Annotated in this window: 19 protein-coding genes; 17 read left to right on the top strand and 2 right to left on the bottom strand. The window is 40.0% G+C overall.

All coding sequences use genetic code 11. The annotated features are described in order from the left end of the window. The first annotated feature begins 3 nt into the window (after positions 1–3). From EHQ24_RS05690 to EHQ24_RS05665, 6 genes are read left to right on the top strand one after another with little or no spacing between them, the layout of a single operon-like run. On the top strand, positions 4–279 hold the full coding sequence (locus EHQ24_RS05690; protein WP_135600681.1) for a Smr/MutS family protein: 276 nt from the start codon (positions 4–6) through the stop codon (positions 277–279). Then, positions 276–1,811: a (R)-citramalate synthase CimA gene (gene cimA / locus EHQ24_RS05685; protein WP_135600680.1), complete on the top strand. Its 1,536-nt coding sequence runs from the start codon at positions 276–278 to the stop codon at positions 1,809–1,811. Before EHQ24_RS05690 ends, cimA begins: the two co-directional genes overlap by 4 nt. Next, positions 1,808–2,374: an aminoacyl-tRNA hydrolase gene (gene pth, locus EHQ24_RS05680; protein WP_135600679.1), complete on the top strand. Its 567-nt coding sequence runs from the start codon at positions 1,808–1,810 to the stop codon at positions 2,372–2,374. The genes cimA and pth overlap by 4 nt, the downstream gene beginning before the upstream one ends. A gap of 50 nt (positions 2,375–2,424) precedes the next feature. Continuing rightward, a complete protein-coding gene (locus EHQ24_RS05675) occupies positions 2,425–3,009 on the top strand; it encodes a YqaA family protein (protein ID WP_135584163.1) in 585 nt (194 codons plus the stop codon). Beyond that, the gene (locus EHQ24_RS05670) at positions 3,010–3,231 is read left to right on the top strand and encodes a hypothetical protein (protein ID WP_135584161.1); all 222 of its coding nucleotides are present in this window, start codon (positions 3,010–3,012) and stop codon (positions 3,229–3,231) included. Position 3,232: 1 nt separating this feature from the next. After that, positions 3,233–4,492: a replication-associated recombination protein A gene (locus EHQ24_RS05665; RefSeq protein WP_135600678.1), complete on the top strand. Its 1,260-nt coding sequence runs from the start codon at positions 3,233–3,235 to the stop codon at positions 4,490–4,492. A gap of 104 nt (positions 4,493–4,596) precedes the next feature. Here EHQ24_RS05665 and EHQ24_RS05660 read toward each other — a convergent pair whose 3' ends face one another. Then, entirely contained in the window at positions 4,597–6,981 is a 2,385-nt protein-coding gene (locus EHQ24_RS05660; protein ID WP_135600677.1) for a PP2C family protein-serine/threonine phosphatase, read from the bottom strand. Positions 6,982–7,216: 235 nt separating this feature from the next. Then, positions 7,217–7,339, bottom strand: coding sequence for a hypothetical protein (locus EHQ24_RS19395; RefSeq protein WP_279633549.1), 123 nt, complete (start codon positions 7,337–7,339; stop codon positions 7,217–7,219). Positions 7,340–7,622: 283 nt separating this feature from the next. Between EHQ24_RS19395 and EHQ24_RS05655 the strand changes: the two genes are divergently transcribed. From EHQ24_RS05655 to EHQ24_RS05605, 11 genes are read left to right on the top strand one after another with little or no spacing between them, the layout of a single operon-like run. Next, positions 7,623–8,000: an NADH-quinone oxidoreductase subunit A gene (locus EHQ24_RS05655; protein ID WP_004788658.1), complete on the top strand. Its 378-nt coding sequence runs from the start codon at positions 7,623–7,625 to the stop codon at positions 7,998–8,000. Further along, entirely contained in the window at positions 7,991–8,551 is a 561-nt protein-coding gene (locus EHQ24_RS05650; protein WP_135600676.1) for an NADH-quinone oxidoreductase subunit B, read from the top strand. The genes EHQ24_RS05655 and EHQ24_RS05650 overlap by 10 nt, the downstream gene beginning before the upstream one ends. Continuing rightward, the gene (locus EHQ24_RS05645; protein ID WP_135600675.1) at positions 8,548–9,069 is read left to right on the top strand and encodes an NADH-quinone oxidoreductase subunit C; all 522 of its coding nucleotides are present in this window, start codon (positions 8,548–8,550) and stop codon (positions 9,067–9,069) included. The genes EHQ24_RS05650 and EHQ24_RS05645 overlap by 4 nt, the downstream gene beginning before the upstream one ends. A gap of 16 nt (positions 9,070–9,085) precedes the next feature. Further along, positions 9,086–10,306, top strand: coding sequence for an NADH-quinone oxidoreductase subunit D (locus EHQ24_RS05640; protein ID WP_208725706.1), 1,221 nt, complete (start codon positions 9,086–9,088; stop codon positions 10,304–10,306). Beyond that, positions 10,306–10,794, top strand: a complete 489-nt coding sequence (locus EHQ24_RS05635; RefSeq protein WP_135600673.1) for an NADH-quinone oxidoreductase subunit NuoE family protein — start codon at positions 10,306–10,308, stop codon at positions 10,792–10,794. The genes EHQ24_RS05640 and EHQ24_RS05635 overlap by 1 nt, the downstream gene beginning before the upstream one ends. 1 nt (position 10,795) lies before the next feature. Then, positions 10,796–12,067 (top strand): NADH-quinone oxidoreductase subunit NuoF, encoded by a 1,272-nt coding sequence (nuoF, locus tag EHQ24_RS05630; protein WP_135600672.1) that lies wholly within the window; start codon positions 10,796–10,798, stop codon positions 12,065–12,067. A gap of 16 nt (positions 12,068–12,083) precedes the next feature. Next, positions 12,084–13,154: an NADH-quinone oxidoreductase subunit NuoH gene (nuoH, locus tag EHQ24_RS05625; protein WP_135600671.1), complete on the top strand. Its 1,071-nt coding sequence runs from the start codon at positions 12,084–12,086 to the stop codon at positions 13,152–13,154. Then, positions 13,133–13,750 carry an NADH-quinone oxidoreductase subunit J family protein gene (locus EHQ24_RS05620; RefSeq protein ID WP_135600670.1) on the top strand — a complete coding sequence of 206 codons (618 nt, stop codon included), beginning with the start codon at positions 13,133–13,135 and terminating at the stop codon, positions 13,748–13,750. The genes nuoH and EHQ24_RS05620 overlap by 22 nt, the downstream gene beginning before the upstream one ends. Further along, positions 13,747–14,067: an NADH-quinone oxidoreductase subunit NuoK gene (gene nuoK, locus EHQ24_RS05615; protein WP_135600669.1), complete on the top strand. Its 321-nt coding sequence runs from the start codon at positions 13,747–13,749 to the stop codon at positions 14,065–14,067. The genes EHQ24_RS05620 and nuoK overlap by 4 nt, the downstream gene beginning before the upstream one ends. Before the next feature lie 4 nt (positions 14,068–14,071). Then, positions 14,072–16,000: an NADH-quinone oxidoreductase subunit L gene (gene nuoL, locus EHQ24_RS05610; protein ID WP_135600668.1), complete on the top strand. Its 1,929-nt coding sequence runs from the start codon at positions 14,072–14,074 to the stop codon at positions 15,998–16,000. A 1-nt stretch (position 16,001) separates the two neighbouring features. Then, positions 16,002–17,741, top strand: coding sequence for a complex I subunit 4 family protein (locus EHQ24_RS05605; protein ID WP_135600667.1), 1,740 nt, complete (start codon positions 16,002–16,004; stop codon positions 17,739–17,741).

The raw sequence follows: 17,741 nt of genomic DNA, 5'->3' as shown, positions 1-17,741 counted from the left end.
AAGGTGCGTACCATATACATCCGCAAACTCCGATTTGAAGAGGCTCGTATCAAACTAGAACGAGAACTCCATGATGCCTTTATGGATGGGGAATCGTACGTCGAAATCCTTCACGGTATCGGGGAAGGAATCCTCCGCCGAATGGCGATTGACTACGTAGAGACTTGCGATTTTCTGAAATTAGTGGAGACCGATCCGATGTTTCGGTCAAACCCGGGCGCAACGATTGTGGAAATCCTAGCTCCGTCCAAAGAATACATCAACCGATTGAAATCATGACCGAATCTAATTCTCGAATCGAAATCCTGGACGTCACTTTACGAGACGGGGAACAAACCAATGGTGTTTCTTTTTCCTGGCAACAAAAACTAAACATCACCAAACATCTATTAAAAGATTTGAAAACAGATCGAGTGGAAATTGCCAGTGCCCGCGTTTCTCCGGGAGAGTTTGAGGCTGTTAAAAAAATTATAGAGTGGGCAAAATCAGAAGGCCTTCAAAATCGAATCGAAATTTTAGGGTTTGTTGATTATGATAAAACTGTGGAGTGGATGAACGGGACAGGAGTCCGAGTTCTAAATCTCCTCACTAAGGGTTCACTCAACCACCTAACAAATCAACTTCGAAAAACTCCGGCAGAACATTTTTCAGATATCCAAAAAACAGTGGAGTATGCCGCAAAATCAGGGATCACTGTAAATGTTTATTTGGAAGATTGGTCCAATGGATACACTCATTCCCGTGATTATGTTTTAGAATATTTGAGTGTTGTATCAAAGTTCCCTGTAAGCAAATTTTATTTAGCAGATACACTCGGTGTTTTGTCGCCTGCGGAAGTCCGAAATGCAATCACTGATTTAGTGAAAGAATTTCCAAAACTTTGGTTTGAGTTTCATGGCCACAATGATTACGACTTGGCTGTCGCCAATTGTTTGGAAGCAGTCTCGGCAGGAGTTCGTGGCCTTCATGTGGCTGTGAACGGTCTTGGGGAAAGAGCGGGAAATTCACCTTTAGAGGCAGTGGTCACAGCTCTCCATGATAAAACAAAATACAGAACTTCCGTAGTCGAAAGAGAAATTACCAATGCATCTAGACTTGTGGAAGTTTTTTCTGGGAAACGAATTTCGGACAACCGTCCGATTGTCGGCGAAGATGTATTCACGCAAACCGCAGGAGTACACGCGGATGGTGATAAAAAAGGTAATTTATATGCGAATCCCATTTTACCGGAACGATTTGGAAGGGCCAGGGTTTACGCATTAGGAAAGTTAGCTGGTAAAGCCAGTATTACAGAAAATTTAAAACAATTAGGTATGGTTCTTTCCCCGGAAATCGAAAAAAAAGTTTTAGAACGAGTGATCGAACTGGGAGACCAAAACAAAACCGTCACAAAAGAAGACCTTCCTTATATTATCTCAGACATTACTGGTGAAAACTTAGAAGCCAGTTTTCGGATCGAAACTTGCACTGTGACCAGTGGAATTGGTGTGAAACCTAAGGCCGAAGTAAAGGTGAATTATTTAGGAAAGGATTACATGGCAAAGGGAGAAGGGGATGGTGGATATGATGCTTTTATGAATGCCCTTGGCAAAATCCTAAAAGAATTAAACATTCAAATTCCAACCCTTTCTGATTATGAAGTGAGGATTCCTCCCGGAGGGAATACCAATGCTCTTGTGGAAACAGTCATCACTTGGAAAAAAGATGGTGAAACTAATCCCATCCGCACCATCGGTATTGACTCTGACCAACAAGTGGCTGCAGTGAAAGCTACCGAACGTTTGTTACATATTTTACTCGGAAACGTATGATTCATTTTTTAATCGTAGGCCTTGGAAATCCAGGGGATAAATACAAAAACACCCGCCATAACATTGGTTTTATGGTTCTTGATGCATTGGCATCTAGTTTTGGTGTTTCTTTTAAAGATTCCAAAAAATATGCAGATTCTACTCATACTTGGGAAGGGGATAAAATCCACCTTTTGAAACCTTTGGAATTTATGAACCTTTCCGGAAAGGCAACTCAAACCCTTGCCAATCTATATAAAATTCCCGCCGCACAAATCCTTGTCGTCCAAGACGAAGTGGATTTACCCTTTGGTAAGATAAAAAATAAAATTGGGGGCGGAACCGCAGGCCATAATGGACTAAAAGATATCGTTGCAAAACTTGGCACGCAAGACTTCCATCGGTTGCGGTTTGGAGTAGGTAAACCTGAAAAAGGCGGAATGGAAGTGGCTGACTTTGTTTTGCAAAATTTTAATTCGGAAGAACGAAATACCTTGGATAGTCTAATTAAAGAATCTATTAACAAAATAGAAGATTGGATAAAAACAAATCGGAATTTGATCAAAAAAGAAACAAATGCATAACTTAAGGTTATCACTTAATAAAGTAGAATATAAGGTTAACATCATTGTCCATGTCAAATGAAAAAGAGACAGCTATCAATCTTCGGAATCTCCTCTTTCAAACGGTCTTATCAATTGTTATTGTTTTAGTAATTGTATTCGGATTGGCTTTTTTCTTTCGAAAAGAACTTTTGGGGTTTAGTGAACACTTTGTCCGTATCTTCGGATACTGGGGACTATTTGTTGGAATGATTTTTTCGGATAGCCTTCCGGCCTTTGTTCCGCCCGATGCTTTCCTCATGCTTGCCATCACCGGAGAAATGGATCCTTTAAAAACAATTCTATCAATGTCCTTTGGTAGTATCCTTGGTGGATCATTAGCTTATTTGATTGGATTGTATGTGATTCCGCGATTTCATTTGGGAAGACAAATGGTTCTGCATTATGAAGATAAATTGCTTCCTTACTTACGTAAATATGGATTTGGGGCAGTGGTTCTAAGTGCCCTCACTCCCATTCCTTATTCTTGGATGGCTTATACTGTTGGAACCTTTAAGATGCGTTATTCGTTGTTTTTACTCGGTTCACTCTTTCGGTTTGTCCGTGTGACTGTATATTTTTACGCTATGTATCTTGGTTGGATTACAGGAGGATAGATGTCGGAAGACCGGTTGTTTCCAAAATCTGTAGATGAAGTCATTCTAGAAAAAGTTAGATTTTTCTTTTTGCCAGACCGGACTGCTGCTTTTGTGAAAAATTTGGTGGATGGAAAGGTCTCCGAAAGATCTCTCATTTGTTGTAACTCCGGATGTGATGTTTGTAATGAAACCATATACAACTGTTATATGGCTGTAAAAAAAGAATTGGAAAAATCATAAATTGGATTCTCTTTTTTCGCAGAACAAACAGATCCCTCTTGCCCATGCGGTCAGGCCTAAGACTTGGTCTGAGTTTGTAGGGCAAACTCAAGTGGTTCAGTCTTTAAGAGCCATTTCTAAACCCACCTCCATTCTGTTATATGGGCCACCTGGTTCGGGAAAAACCACTTTAGCTCATCTTCTTAGCCAAGGTTGGAATCTGCAAAACCGTTATCTCAGTTGTGTGACTAGTGGTTTGAAGGAGGTAAGGGAAGTTTTAGATGAAGCCAAAAGACAGGGAACTATTGTTTTATTTTTAGACGAAATCCATCGTTTTTCTTCCTCTCAACAAGATGCACTCCTTTCGGCCGTAGAGGAAGGAGAAATCATTTTGATTGCCGCTACCACTGAAAACCCAAGTTTTCGTGTGAATAAGGCTCTACTTTCTCGGATGCTCGTTTATCGACTCACCACTCTTTCAGAAGAAGAAGAAAATTCTATTTTTGAAACATGCCTTACAAAATTAGATCATAAGGGTAAATTTCCAGAGGATTTAAAAAAGGAACTCTTTCGTAGGAGTTCGGGTGATGCGAGAAAACTCCTCGGCTATCTCGAACGAATATTAAGTTTTACAGAAGATACGGGAAGTATCAACGAATCCAAGTTAGCTGAGATTTTGGGTGAAAATGTAATTTTTTATGATAAAAATAGCGAAAGTCACTATGATATCATCTCTGCTTTTATCAAATCCCTTCGTGGGAGTGATCCAGATGCCGCCCTTTTTTATTTAGCGCTTATGATCGAAGGCGGAGAAGACCCACTTTTTATTGCAAGAAGGCTTGTGATTTTTGCTAGTGAGGATGTCGGGAATGCTAGTGTCCATGCCCTTCCACTTGCGATCTCAACTTGGCATGCCGTTGAACGAGTGGGAATGCCAGAAGGAAGGATTCCTTTGGGTCAGTGTACCACTTTTTTAGCATCAGCTCCAAAGTCTAATGCTAGTTATTTGGCAATTGACAGAGCATTGCAACTGGTTCGGGAAAGAAAACGTGAGTTCCAAATTCCAAATCATCTTCGCAATGCTCCCACAGCCACACATAAGAAGGAAGGGGCAGGGAAGGATTACCAATACCCTCATGATTTTCCAGATCATTTTGTAAGAGAAAAATATTTTCCTGAATCCTTTTATCCGAATCCACCGAAGTTCTATGAACCAACAAACCAAGGGATGGAAAAAAATTTAAAAGACCAACTCAAAAAACTTTGGGAACCTGGGAAGTAAGTTCGATCATTCTAGAAACAGGTATCATTCAAATTTGAAAACAATTATCTATCGACCTTACTATGTTTCAGGTAATCTGCATTCTCGACTTTTTTCTTTTTAATTCATTCCTGGAATACTTTCCTTTTTTGTTTGGCATGAACATGTTCGATTCGTGTCCAATACTTCTCTAGTTTTTCCAATTGATCCTTGTCATTTGTTGATTCTATCGCGAATTGTAAAAACTCCTTCGCTTTTTCAAAATCTCCTTTTTTTCCATATAGAACTGCTAGGTGGGTTGTGTTTTTTAAATGTTGTGGTTCTCTAAGGATGAGTCTTTCCGAATATTCAATTGCCTTATTGATCTTTCCTAACTTTTGATAAGCAAATGACAATGAGAGTAGTATGTGGTTGCTGTCTGCCTTTAAGGATAAATATTCCTCGCCATACTTAATGGCTTGTTCGTATTCATTATTTGCGATTCTAAATTTCATCAAATTTTGTAATACTTCTAGATTGTGTCGGTTGAGTTCGTAAGCATTTTCTAAAAGGGTTCGGGCTGCGACGAAATTTCCCTTTCGAATTTCTTGTTTGAACCTCAATACTTGCTCGAATCCATCTTTGATCAAGATAGTTTCTCCTTGTCGATCCGGACTAAATTCTAATCGGAATAGAGACAAGTCATCGGTAAGTTCTCCCGTTTGTTGGATGGATCGAACGATTCCAGAAAGATCACCTTCTCTTCTTCTGACATGTTCCAAAAAAAGTTTTTCATCTGTATTTAGAAAATGTTCACCGCTACAAGCACCATGAACCAAAATATCATCTTTTCCATCGGATCCACCAAAAAGTACATCTCCGATTTGTAATTGGAAAATGTTGATAGCAAACCGGTCTTGAGGAAGGGTAGCACCAATTTTTAGATAACTGTATTTTGTTTTGATAAAACTTGGAACTCCATCTCTGTATAAAATTAAATGGGGATGTTCTGCATTTACAAAATATAATAGACCTGACTCGTCTTCGACTAATCCAAGAATGAGTGATACAAGCATAGTGTAGTCAAAACTCTCAAAGGTTTTGTTTAGTTCATCAAACACTTCACGTAACCACTGTTCTGGATAACGATTTTGGTATTCCTCTCTATTTTTGGTTCTTTCTATGATAGATCGAAATACCGCTCCGAGAACCAAAGCACCGGCAGCACCTTGTAAAGATTTTCCCATTGCATCTGCATTGATGAAAACAATATGTTTTTTTCCACGTAAGTAGACAGTGTGTGCAACAGATAAATCACCTCCAATTTCTCCTTGTTTTCCTTGGAAGGAAAATTCCTTCTTTTGTTTTGTTAAAAATTCTATTTTTACATTGGAACTTTCGATTTCAGTTCCTCCCAAAGGTTTCACAAGTAAGGAAGTTAAATAATAATCTCCATCTTGGTGGAGTTTGATTTTTTTGATTTCTTCGGCGGCTTTTCTTTTTTCAATTTCATAAGCGATACTTCGACTCATCATCTCAATGACTTCAATGAAATGGTTTTCGATCGGAGTTCCGCCTATCTCTGTGGAGAAAAAACCAATGGATCCTTCCATTTTTCCGTCAATGACTATCGGCGATTCTATGTACTTCAGAAATCCAAACTCTTTAAAAAAAGAAGTTTTTTGAAGGTTATCCTCTGAAGATAATATATCTTCAGAGAAGATAGTTTTTTTTGATTCGTTTGCCTTTGCAAAAAAACTATCTACAATCCGAAAGGTCTCACCTTGTTTAAGGTCGCCTGATTCTCCTTCAATTTGTAAAATTTTATATCTATCTTGGCTCACTTTGCTGATGATCCCAACCGGAAAATGGAATAGTTGTAATCCAGTTTTAAGATATCCTGAAAATAAATCTTCAATGGATTCAAAATGTGAAGTGGTGAGTCTGTGAATTTCTTTTAAAGAATGGCTGAGTGCATACACTGATTCGATGGCATGAGAAATATAAGTATCTGATTTACGTCTTTCCAGTTCCTGGGCTGTTCTCACAGAAAGTAGTTCTAAAATTCGAATCAATCTATTTAGGTGTGTGATATGTTTCCTGTTGAGAACAGCGATGACTCCGATGATTTCGCCCGATCTTGATTTAAGAGGATAACCAAGGTAATTACTTCCTTTGATTGATAATACCGATTCAAAACCGGGATACCTATCTTCTAAATTCAAAGTATGGTAATAGGATTTTGTTTCGATCACTTCTGAACATGGAGCAATGTTACCATTGTAGGTTTTGGTTGCTGAAAGTTCTCCTAAATGAACCAAGGATAAAGTTTGAAATTGTGAGGATTCTTTTTTCCATTCAGCGATCCAAACGGCTGATAGGTGAAATATTTGTGAGAGTCTCAAAACTCTTGTCTGAAAAAAATCACCTGATGGCGGAGATAAAATCACAGAAGAAAATGATTCCAAAATCTCATGGGACTCTCTGGAAATTTCGTAAGGGTTGTAACTGGGTTTTGTTTCTGTAAACATTCCGGACTCCTTTTATTTTAGGAAAAAGTAGGATTTCTCACTAAACAAGGAGTAATTCGTTATTGCAGATAAATACTTCACTATAACGCACATGCGTTTATCTGAATGTAAAAGATTCTAGGCCATTTAGGTTGTGGGAGTTTCTATTCAGCTCACCCTTCTGTAAAAAACATCTTTCTTTCGCCTCTCTGAGATTGGTAATTAATAATGACAAGTCGGCAAGTCTGGTTTTCTCTTAGGGGAATGGAATCATCGCACTTGTGACAAAAGGAAGGTAAGTGATTTCTTCACTGACTTTCCTTTTTAAGATGTTTTGGGATTCCTTACCATTTCCTCTTGTAGGGAGTCGTTCTTTCATTTCAGTCACCGCTCCTTTCTATTGGGCAGCAACTCTACTGGGTTATCAGCTTTCGTTCTGCATGCGGTTTCCATTTTCACTGACTTTCCTCTTATAGTGACTTTCCCTTTCCAACCAAGTTCCTTTCCCAGTGCCTTTCTTTTTACACTCGCTGGAAATCGAAATTCTGTGATTTTTGAGAGCCATTCTCAAATGACAAGTTTTGTTCCCCATTGAATGAGAAAAATGACCCGAAAAGAATCTCGCCTTGACAATTCAAAATAAGGATGAGATCATTCAATGAATGGGTTCTGCACCAGATAGTTTTGCGCCAATCCTCCTACAACTTTTACTCGGAGTCGGTTTCTCCGCTCTGATCTTGACCCTTGCCTTCCTCATCAATCCGAAGAAAAAATCGAAACCCCAAGATACATTTGAATGTGGGGTTACGTATTATGGTGATGCTAGAGGACTCTTCAACATTAAGTTCTACCTTGTTGCAGTTCTTTTCATCCTCTTCGATATTGAAGCTGTCTTTTTATACCCTTGGGCGGTAAACTTAATTGGTTTTAAAGAAGCAGGTCTTGGGACTTTCTTTTTACTAGAGATGTTTTTCTTTTTACTCATACTTGTTGTGGGTCTATACTATATATGGAAGAAGGGAGCACTGGAATGGGATTAACAGAAACACTATCCAAACCTGGTGAGATGTTTGGCGACATGTTCCAAGTCGCTACACTGGACAATGTGGTTCAATGGGGACAAAGTTTTTCTTTGTGGCCTTACCCATTTGCCACTGCATGTTGCGGAATCGAATACATGAGTACATCTTGTGCTGATTATGACATTGCTCGTTTTGGTGCAGAACGTCCGTCCTTTTCTCCACGCCAAGCAGATATGATTTTGGTTCTAGGAACCATCACTTATAAGATGGCTCCCGTCTTACGCCAGATATACGACCAATTGGCTGAACCAAAATTTGTGATTTCTGTCGGTGCTTGTGCTTCTTCTGGTGGAATGTTTCACACCTACGGCGTGTTACAAGGTGTTGATCGAATCTTACCTGTCGACGTATACGTTCCTGGTTGCCCTCCGAGACCGGAGGCACTTTTGGATGCTCTCATGAAACTCCAAAAGAAAGTACAAAGCCAAGGTTTGGAAGCACGACGCCAAGAAGTCATGAGAAAAATCGAAGAAATTAACGAACGCAACAAACCTCTCGTAGTGGCATGAAAGAAACAATTACCGAATACTTTAATTCTAGGTTTTCCGATGTGTTACTCCCGCAAAGGGACATAAACACCAATTTGCTCTATTTCAGCATCAAAAAGGAATCCCTTCCGACCGTTGTACAAACATTAAAGGATCATCCGGAGTTTGCCTTCACTTACCTGAATGACCTTACCTCTGTGGATTGGCTCGGAAAAAGAGAACCAAGGTTCGAAGTGGTTTATTTGCTTCGTTCTCCAAAAAACAAACACTTCCGATTGCAACTTCGTGTTCCAGTGGGAGAAGGGGAAGAGGTTCCTAGTCTTGTGAGTATTTTTCCCGCTGCCAACTGGCCAGAAAGGGAAGTATTCGACCTTATGGGCATTCCTTTTTCAAACCATCCTCAAATGGAAAGGCTCATTATGCCTGATAACTTTATTGGACATCCACTTCGTAAAGATTACCCATTGGAAGGCCCGGGGCAAGATTATCTCATCGAAGACTTACTCACCATTCACGTAAACGAGGATATTGCCAGTTAGGCGGTAGCAAATCATTATGGTAATGTACGAAAAAACAGCCGAACATTTTGGCAAAAAATTCAAAGACCTACCGGAAGGCCATTTACTCGTCAACCTGGGCCCAAGTCATCCCGCCACCCATGGAATTTTACAAAACGTAATCCAAATTGATGGAGAACGTGTTGTGGATACAGAATCAGTCATTGGTTATGTACATCGTTGTTTTGAAAAACTCGGAGAACGTTACGACTACAATCAGTTCTTAGTGTGTACGGATCGTATGAACTACGTATCCACTCCTCTCAATAACATTGGTTGGATTCTGACAGTAGAAAAAATGATGCAGATCCAAGTTCCGGAACGAGTCACTTATGTTCGTATGATTATTTCCGAACTTTCTCGGATTATGGATCATATCATTTGTAACGGAATTATGGGTGTGGATCTTGGTGCTTTCTCTGGTTTACTCCATTTATTCCATCACAGAGAAAATATTTATCAGATTTTGGAGAAGCTAACTGGCGCTAGGCTTACTACAACCTTCTGCCGTGTGGGTGGAATGGAACGTGATATTTATCCTGAATTCCAATCTGAAATCAAAACTATCATCAAAGGCCTAAAACCAGCTTTGGATGAATTCCAAGACCTTCTCATTCGGAATAAAATTTTTAATGAAAGGACTGCTGGTATTGGTGGCCTTTCAGCGGAACGTGCGATTGCTTATGGATTTTCTGGTCCAAACCTACGTGCAGCTGGTGTTCCTTGGGATGTAAGAAAAGATGATCCTTATATGTTATACGATAAAGTGGATTTTGATATTGCTGTAGGCGAAGATGGATCGGCCCTCGACAGAACTCTCGTCCGTATGGAAGAGATGCGTCAGTCCATGCGAATCATCGAACAACTGATCGATGGAATTCCAGAAGGCCCGTACCATGCGGATGTTCCCCACACTTTCCTTCCACCGAAAGATCGTGTGTACAACAATATGGAAGAACTCATTTATCATTTTAAAATCATTATGCACGGCGTGAAGGTTCCTCCGGGAGAATACTATATGTCTACCGAAGCGGCCAATGGAGAACTCGGGTTTTATGTAGTTTCCGAAGGAGAAAAATCTCCATGGAGAGTGCATGTGAGACGACCTTGTTTTTGGTATTACCAGGCTTTCCCTGAACTTGTGAAGGGGGGCTTACTTGCTGATACCATTGCTACTATGTCTTCACTCAATGTCATTGCAGGGGAGTTGGATTGTTAATGGCTTATCAATTTTCACAAGATTCGGAAAAAAGATTCCAGAGGTTGATTCCACAATTTCCGAGCAAACGTTCGTTAATTTTACCCTGTCTTTTTTTATTACAAGCTGACAAAGGTTTTGTGGATCAGGAAGGAATGGAATACATTGCTAGCCGCATTGGGGATCCCATTTCCCTCGCCCATGTCCATGGGGTTGCTACCTTTTACACAATGTACAACAAAAAACCTGTGGGTAAGTTCCATATCCAGATTTGTGGAAATATCTCTTGTTATCTTTCGGGCTCGGATTCCATCACTGAACATGTTTGTTCTAAGTTAGGAATCGAAGCAGGAGAAACCACTGGTGACAAAAAGTTTACGGTGGATGAAGTTCAATGCCTTGGTGCTTGTGGGTTTGGACCTGTGGCTCAAATCAATGATAAATATTATGAAAACCTAACACCGGAAAAAATTGAAGCCATTCTTTCCGAACTGGAAAAGCAGGTATAAAATGGGATTAAAAACTCTTCTCACAACTCATGTTGGTGCTGCTGATTCTCATACTTTAAATCATTACCGTTCGGTCGGAGGGTATGAAAGCCAAAAAAAGGCCCTTACTGAAATGACCGCCGAACAAATCGTAAACGATGTTAAAAACTCTGGCCTTCGTGGTCGTGGTGGTGCTGGTTTTCCTACCGGAAACAAATGGGGATTCATTCCTAAAACCGACAAACCAAAGTATTTGATTTGTAATGGGGATGAAGGAGAACCGGGAACTTTTAAAGACAGGCTCCTCATTGAAAAATTTCCGCATATGCTCATCGAAGGGATGGTGATTGCTGCCAAAGCCATCGATTCCCACCAAGGTTATATTTACATTCGAGGCGAGTTTCATAAAGGAATTCGTATCGTTGAAGAGGCAGTGGAAGAAGCGTACAAAGCGGGACTTCTTGGAAAAAATATCTTAGGCCTTGGTTACGATTTTGATTTAGCCGTGTATTCTGGTGCTGGCGCTTATATTTGTGGGGAAGAATCCGCACTTATCAATTCCCTTGAGGGAAGGAGGGGCCACCCACGGCTCAAACCACCTTTCCCTGCTGTATCTGGATTGTATGCTTGCCCAACTGTTGTGAACAATGTCGAAACATTTTGTAATGTCCCGCATATCATTCGTATGACGGGTGATGAATACAAAAAAATTGGAACAGAAAAATCACCAGGGACAAGACTTTTTGCAGTCAGTGGGCATGTGAAAAAACCGGGGATTTATGAAGTAGAAATGGGAACTCCGATGAAGGAACTCATTTACGATATTTGTGGTGGGATTAAAAACGATGGAACTCTGAAAGCTGTGATCCCAGGAGGGAGTTCTTCTCCAATCTTAACTGCCGAAGAAGCCATGACCGCCACAATGGATTATGAATCGATTGCTTCCCTCAAATCTATGTTAGGTTCTGGGGCAGTCATCATTCTTTCTGAATCTGCGGATCTTGTGGAAACTACATACAGATTGGCAGAGTTTTATTCTCATGAATCCTGTGGCCAATGTACACCTTGTCGGGAAGGTACACACTGGGTTAAAGACCTTCTCCATAAAATTAAAATTGGAGAAGGAACTGAAAAAGATGTAGAACTCATTTTTTCTTTGTCTAGGAATATGGAAGGTGGGACCACCATCTGTCCGTTAGCGGATGCATGTGTTATGGCAGTCCGACCTACAATGACAAAGTTTAAAGGGGAGTTCTCGGCTCGATTGAAAAAGGAAGTGAGTATCTCTCACTAAAGGTCATCGAAACAATATGGACTGGGCTCTAATACTTGCTTGGGGAATCAAAATCCTCTCTTTGTTTTTTATCATTTTGACGGGTGTCGCCTATTACACACTCGCAGAACGTAAGTTCGCTGGTTTTATCCAAGATCGTCCGGGTCCAAATAGAGCCGGAATTTTTGGACTGTTCCAACCACTGGCCGATGGAATTAAGTTTATCGCCAAAGAAGAAATTTTTCCAAAAAACGTATCCAAAGGGATGTATCTTTTGGCTCCCACCATCTCCATGACCTGTGCGATTATGGCTTGGGCTGTGATTCCTTTTGGGGGAAGTCTTCCTGCACCGGAATGGCTCGCGGCACTTACTGGTGTCACTACCATTGACTTACAAATTGCAAACCCTGACTCTGGGGTTTTGTATATGCTTGCTATTTCTTCTCTTTCTGTGTATGGAATTATGATTGCAGGTTGGTCGAGTAACAACAAATATTCGTTACTTGGTGGGGTTCGTTCTACGGCTCAGATGATCAGTTACGAACTTCCTATGGGTCTTTCCATTGTTGTGATTGTGATTATGACTGGATCACTCAAACTAACGGACATTAGTGATTCCCAGAAAGATATGTGGAATATTCTATCACCTCCCGGTTTTGTTGCCTTTTTTATTTATGTGACTGCGATGTTTGCAGAAACCAATCGCCTCCCTTTTGACCTCGCGGAAGCAGAATCGGAACTAGTTGTAGGTTTCCATACAGAATACGGTGCCTTTAAGTTTGCACTTTTCTTTTTAGCAGAATATATGAACATGATTACCATGTCTTGTCTTACCACCTTACTCTTTTTTGGTGGATACAATGTCCCTTTTCAATTGGGAGCCGGTTCTCCGTATCAGGCATTCATTGGTCTTGGGTTTTTTGTTTTAAAAGTTCTATTCTTTGCCTTCCTATTCATTTGGGTTCGTTGGACTTTACCGCGTTTTCGTTATGACCAACTCATGAAACTGGGTTGGAAAAAAATGATCCCTTGGGGACTTTTTGCAGTGATGTTCGCTGCCATTTACACAGTATATTGGAAAGAAGGATGGATGAAATTATTTATATGAATATAGAATCTTCACCTTCCTTTTTATTATTTATTTTTTTTGGAACCGTGACTGTGGTTACTGCACTCAGTGTTATCTTTCAAAAAAATCCTGTTGTCTCTGCTGTTTCCTTAGTATTTACCTTCTTTGCTTTGGCAGGGATTTATGGAATTATGGGAGCTTTGTTTATTGCCACCATGCAGGTGTTAGTATATGCTGGGGCCATTATGGTTCTCATCGTTTTTGTTTTGATGTTACTTTCACAAAGAGCAGAAACCTTGTCTCGTTATAGAAAACACCCGATTCGTTTGGTTTTACTTTCTGTGTTTGCCTTGGGTTTTTTCTTTTTATTGTATAGTGCGCTGACAACCGGTGTTCCTCACTCCGACCAAGTTGGAAAAGGGTATGAAAATGCTGAATATTCCTTTCCCATCCAAGGAACAGCTACTGTGAATGCGAAGGGAAACGTAGGTGTTGTCGGTGCTTCCACATATTTAGATTACCTTCTTCCTTTCGAAATGATTTCCATCTTACTTCTTGTTGCAGTCCTTGGGGCAGTGATTCTCGCCAAAAAGAAAAATACAGAAGTAGAACAAACAAAGGATAACGTCCTATGAATCCAATCATCAATGGCATTCCCATCTCTTATATCCTTGGACTTGCTGGAATTTTATTTTCCATAGGAGTTCTTGGAGTTCTCATTCGTCGGAACATCGTTATCATCTTTATGTCAGTGGAACTCATTTTAAATTCTGTGAATTTAGTTTTTGTTACCTTCTCAAAAGCTCTTTCCCATATCTCCGGTGAAACTGTTGTATTTTTCGTAATGGCAATTGCTGCTGCAGAAGCGGCTGTGGGTCTTGCCCTTGTGATTGCCATTTTCCGGCATAAAAAATCCACCAATGTGGACGAACTCCAATCGATGAAATGGTAACCCAATGTTAGAAATATTTCCTTTAGTTGTTTTTCTTCCTCTTTTTGGATTTCTTTTCAATGGTTTTTTGAAAGGAAGAATCCCTCATCGGATGGCTGGTGCCATTGGGACTTTGGCAGTTTTTGTTCCTTTTCTCATCACCTTAGCTGCGTTTAACGAATTTCGCCCTATGGAAAGAACAGCTCCTCATTTGGTTTCTGTTTTTGATTGGATTGTGATTGGGAATTTTAAATCCTCGTTTGGCTACCAAATCGACCAACTTTCCTTGTATATGACTCTCATCATTACAGGAATTGGGTCTCTCATCCACTTGTATTCAATGGGATACATGAAAGGGAACACAAGTTACAACCGATTTTTTGCCTATTTGAATTTATTCATCTTTTGTATGTTAAACCTTGTCCTCAGTGACAACTTAGTATTAACCTTCCTCGGTTGGGAAGGTGTAGGACTTTCTTCTTATCTCTTAATTGGTTTTGATTATGAAAAAAGTTCCGCTGCCGAAGCAGGGATGAAAGCATTCATCTTAAACCGAATTGGGGATGTTGGTTTTATTTTCGGAACCGGTTTTCTTTTTTGGTTTGGTGGCAGTTTACAATATTTGGAACTACAAACCAACTTGAGCGGGTTAGGTGAATTTGCTAACTACGCCAATATAGTGGCTCTCTTTTTCTTTGTTGCTGCTATGGGTAAATCGGCACAGATTCCCCTCTATGTTTGGCTTCCAGATGCGATGGCAGGCCCAACTCCTGTTTCGGCTCTCATCCATGCGGCCACTATGGTCACGGCTGGGGTATTTCTCATTGTTCGCTTAAACTTTGTATTTTTACTCGCACCAGAAACATCTCTTTTTATCGCATGTATTGGTGCCACAACGGCACTTTTTGCAGCGACGATTGGAACCTTACAAAACGATATTAAAAAAATCCTCGCGTATTCGACTGTATCCCAACTTGGATTTATGTTTCTTGCGATGGGTAGTATGAGTTATGTAGCGGGACTTTTCCATTTAATGACTCACGCCTTTTTTAAAGCCTTACTGTTCCTCGGGGCAGGTTCCGTGATTCATGCTCTCCACCACGAACAAAATATCAAAAATATGGGAGGTCTTTTTGGTAAAATCAAAATCACTTCCTTTACATTCTTACTCGGCACATTAGCCATTGCTGGATTTTTTCCGTTCTCTGGATTTTTCTCTAAAGATTTAATTTTAGAAAAGGCTTATACATACGGAAGTTTCGGAACCATCCTTTGGACCATGGGAATTGCTGCTGCATTTTTCACTTCGTTTTATATGTTTCGTTTAGTTTTCGTTGTATTTTTTGGAAAGGACAACACAGACTCTCACCACAAAATACACGAATCTCCTTGGACGATGACTTTTCCACTTGTGGTTCTCGCCATCGGTGCTGCTTCCGTTGGATTTTTACAAACTCCACATTTCTTTTTACACATTGATACTTTAGAAAGGTACTTTGCCCCTGTTTTGAGTAAGGGTTATGAATTGGCTTCTTTAAAGGGAAGTCTTGCCGAACACAAGTCACTCGTTCATGACGTGGAACTTTCGTTAGCTGGTTTTTCTGTGGGAATCGCAACCATTGGTCTGATCCTTGCTTATTTCCTTTACCAAAGAAAACACAGTCCCATTCTCGAAGAACACACTGGATTTCGAAAGATTCTATTTCACAAATACTATATCGATGAAATCTATGATTTTCTTTTGGTTCGTCCCTTTCTTTTTCTTTCTAAGGGCGTAGCATTTTTCTTTGATACCAAAATCCTAGATCGTTTTTTCATAAGTATTGGGCTTAGTTTTGGAGTGATTGCAGGTGGACTTCGCAGGCTCCAATCAGGATTCATTGGAGATTATGCATTGTTTATAGTCATAGGTACATTTTGTATCTTAGTATATTTGTTAACGAGGGGGGTGTAAAGTGCCGGAACAAATTCTTTCCTTCATTATCTTTTTACCAATTCTTTCTGCAGCCATCATTGTTTTTCAAAAACGGATGGGGACAGTTGTTGTTATCTCCGCTTTATCTTCTGCATTTACTACCATTCTTTCCGTTGGATTGTTTTTTCTCTATGATCCAACCAAATCGGGTCTTCAGTTTGTTCATTGGATTCCGGATTGGATTTTGTCAGGAAGACTGAGTGTTGATTACCATGTGGGTCTGGATGGGATTTCACTTTTACTTTTTGGCCTCACGGCATTTATGTTTTTTCTTTCGAGCCTTGCTTCTTGGTCGAACATTCCCAAAAAGATCAAAGAATTTCATATTTGTTTACTCGTTTTAGAAACAGCAGTTCTCGGTGTGTTTGCCGCAGGGAACTTGGTTCTTTACTATGTATTTTGGGAACTAATGGTTTTACCGATGGTTCTTATGATTGGAATTTGGGGTGGGGAAGATCGAACTAAAGCTGCTTTAAAATACTTTTTGTTTTCGATGGCTGGCTCCTTGTTTATGTTAGGTGGTATCCTTACCCTTTATTTCAAAACAGGAAAAACCTCCATTGAATCTTTGGCAACCGCAGATCTAGGGGCATATTCAGAACCTCTCCAATGGTTTTTGTTTTTTAGTTTTTTCTTAGCTTTTGCCGTAAAAATTCCTCTTTTTCCTTTCCATACTTGGATGCCAGATGTGCACACCCAAGCACCTACGGTTGGTTCGGTGGATTTGGCTGGAGTTCTTTTAAAAATCGGTGCTTATGGTTTCATTCGGTTTTGTATTCCTTTTTTCCCTGAACCAAGTCTTTTGTCGCAAGATGGAATTCAAATCCTTGCAGTGATTGGAATTGTTTATGGTTCTATGGCAGCTCTTGTTCAAACCGATATCAAACGAATCATTGCTTATAGTTCCTTATCCCATTTGGGTTTTTGTATTTTGGGTCTTTTTTCTTTCACGAATGAAGGGGTTGTGGGTGGAATGTTGCAGATGATTTCCCATGGAATTTCAACTGGTATGATCTTTCTTATGATCGGTATGATTTATGAGAGAGCGCACACTCGAAACATAAGTGAGTTTGGTGGACTCGCCAAACAAATGCCAGTTTTTTCTACCTTCTTTCTGATTGCCGTTTTATCTTCTGTTGGTCTCCCTGGAACCAATGGGTTTGTGGGTGAATTTCTCATTTTAATGGGAGCTATCAAATCGAATGTGTGGCTTGGTGGGATTGCCGCCACTGGTGTTGTTCTTGGCGCACTATATCTTTTATGGTTTGTGAAACGATTTCTATTCGGTGTGAGTAAAACCATCCAAGCAAAACCTTATAAAGATTTAACTTTTAGGGAAGTGGGGATTTTATCCCCTCTTGTAATCTTTATATTTTGGATTGGAATTTATCCAAAACCATTTTTGGAAATTTTACAATCCTCATCCAATGTGTATTTAAATGCAGCGTCCGTTCAATCCATTTCGGAAAGAAAAGAAAGTAAGAAAGATTTCCTTGGTGGAAATGTAAGTCGCAAGTTTTCGGATTATTCCAGTATGGGAGTGGAGCCACTTTCATTTGAAGAAAGATTGGGTTCTTTTCGATCAAAGTTTGCACTCCCGACCTTTGTATCCCTAAAAGCGGATCCACCAATTTTAAATGAAAATTTAGACAATTTGGAAAAGTCCATTGAGTCAGATTTTCCGTTGGAACCAACACCGAAAGAGACAATAGGAAACTAA

The organism is Leptospira noumeaensis, assembly GCF_004770765.1.
Lineage (GTDB): Bacteria > Spirochaetota > Leptospiria > Leptospirales > Leptospiraceae > Leptospira_A > Leptospira_A noumeaensis.
The sequence above is the reverse complement of the archived record's forward strand: the minus strand, read 5'-3'. Positions and strand labels throughout refer to the sequence as shown.

Bases quoted from the DNA above. Each gene is read 5' to 3' on its own strand.
- cimA (WP_135600680.1), top strand. From the start codon at position 276: ATGACCGAATCTAATTCTCGAATCGAAATCCTGGACGTCACTTTACGA.
- pth (WP_135600679.1), top strand. From the start codon at position 1,808: ATGATTCATTTTTTAATCGTAGGCCTTGGAAATCCAGGGGATAAATAC.
- EHQ24_RS05675 (WP_135584163.1), top strand. From the start codon at position 2,425: ATGTCAAATGAAAAAGAGACAGCTATCAATCTTCGGAATCTCCTCTTT.
- EHQ24_RS05670 (WP_135584161.1), top strand. From the start codon at position 3,010: ATGTCGGAAGACCGGTTGTTTCCAAAATCTGTAGATGAAGTCATTCTA.
- EHQ24_RS05660 (WP_135600677.1), bottom strand. From the start codon at position 6,981: ATGTTTACAGAAACAAAACCCAGTTACAACCCTTACGAAATTTCCAGA.
- EHQ24_RS19395 (WP_279633549.1), bottom strand. From the start codon at position 7,339: ATGAAAGAACGACTCCCTACAAGAGGAAATGGTAAGGAATCCCAAAAC.
- EHQ24_RS05655 (WP_004788658.1), top strand. From the start codon at position 7,623: ATGGGTTCTGCACCAGATAGTTTTGCGCCAATCCTCCTACAACTTTTA.
- EHQ24_RS05650 (WP_135600676.1), top strand. From the start codon at position 7,991: ATGGGATTAACAGAAACACTATCCAAACCTGGTGAGATGTTTGGCGAC.
- EHQ24_RS05645 (WP_135600675.1), top strand. From the start codon at position 8,548: ATGAAAGAAACAATTACCGAATACTTTAATTCTAGGTTTTCCGATGTG.
- EHQ24_RS05640 (WP_208725706.1), top strand. From the start codon at position 9,086: ATGGTAATGTACGAAAAAACAGCCGAACATTTTGGCAAAAAATTCAAA.
- EHQ24_RS05635 (WP_135600673.1), top strand. From the start codon at position 10,306: ATGGCTTATCAATTTTCACAAGATTCGGAAAAAAGATTCCAGAGGTTG.
- nuoF (WP_135600672.1), top strand. From the start codon at position 10,796: ATGGGATTAAAAACTCTTCTCACAACTCATGTTGGTGCTGCTGATTCT.
- nuoH (WP_135600671.1), top strand. From the start codon at position 12,084: ATGGACTGGGCTCTAATACTTGCTTGGGGAATCAAAATCCTCTCTTTG.
- EHQ24_RS05620 (WP_135600670.1), top strand. From the start codon at position 13,133: ATGGATGAAATTATTTATATGAATATAGAATCTTCACCTTCCTTTTTA.
- nuoK (WP_135600669.1), top strand. From the start codon at position 13,747: ATGAATCCAATCATCAATGGCATTCCCATCTCTTATATCCTTGGACTT.
- nuoL (WP_135600668.1), top strand. From the start codon at position 14,072: ATGTTAGAAATATTTCCTTTAGTTGTTTTTCTTCCTCTTTTTGGATTT.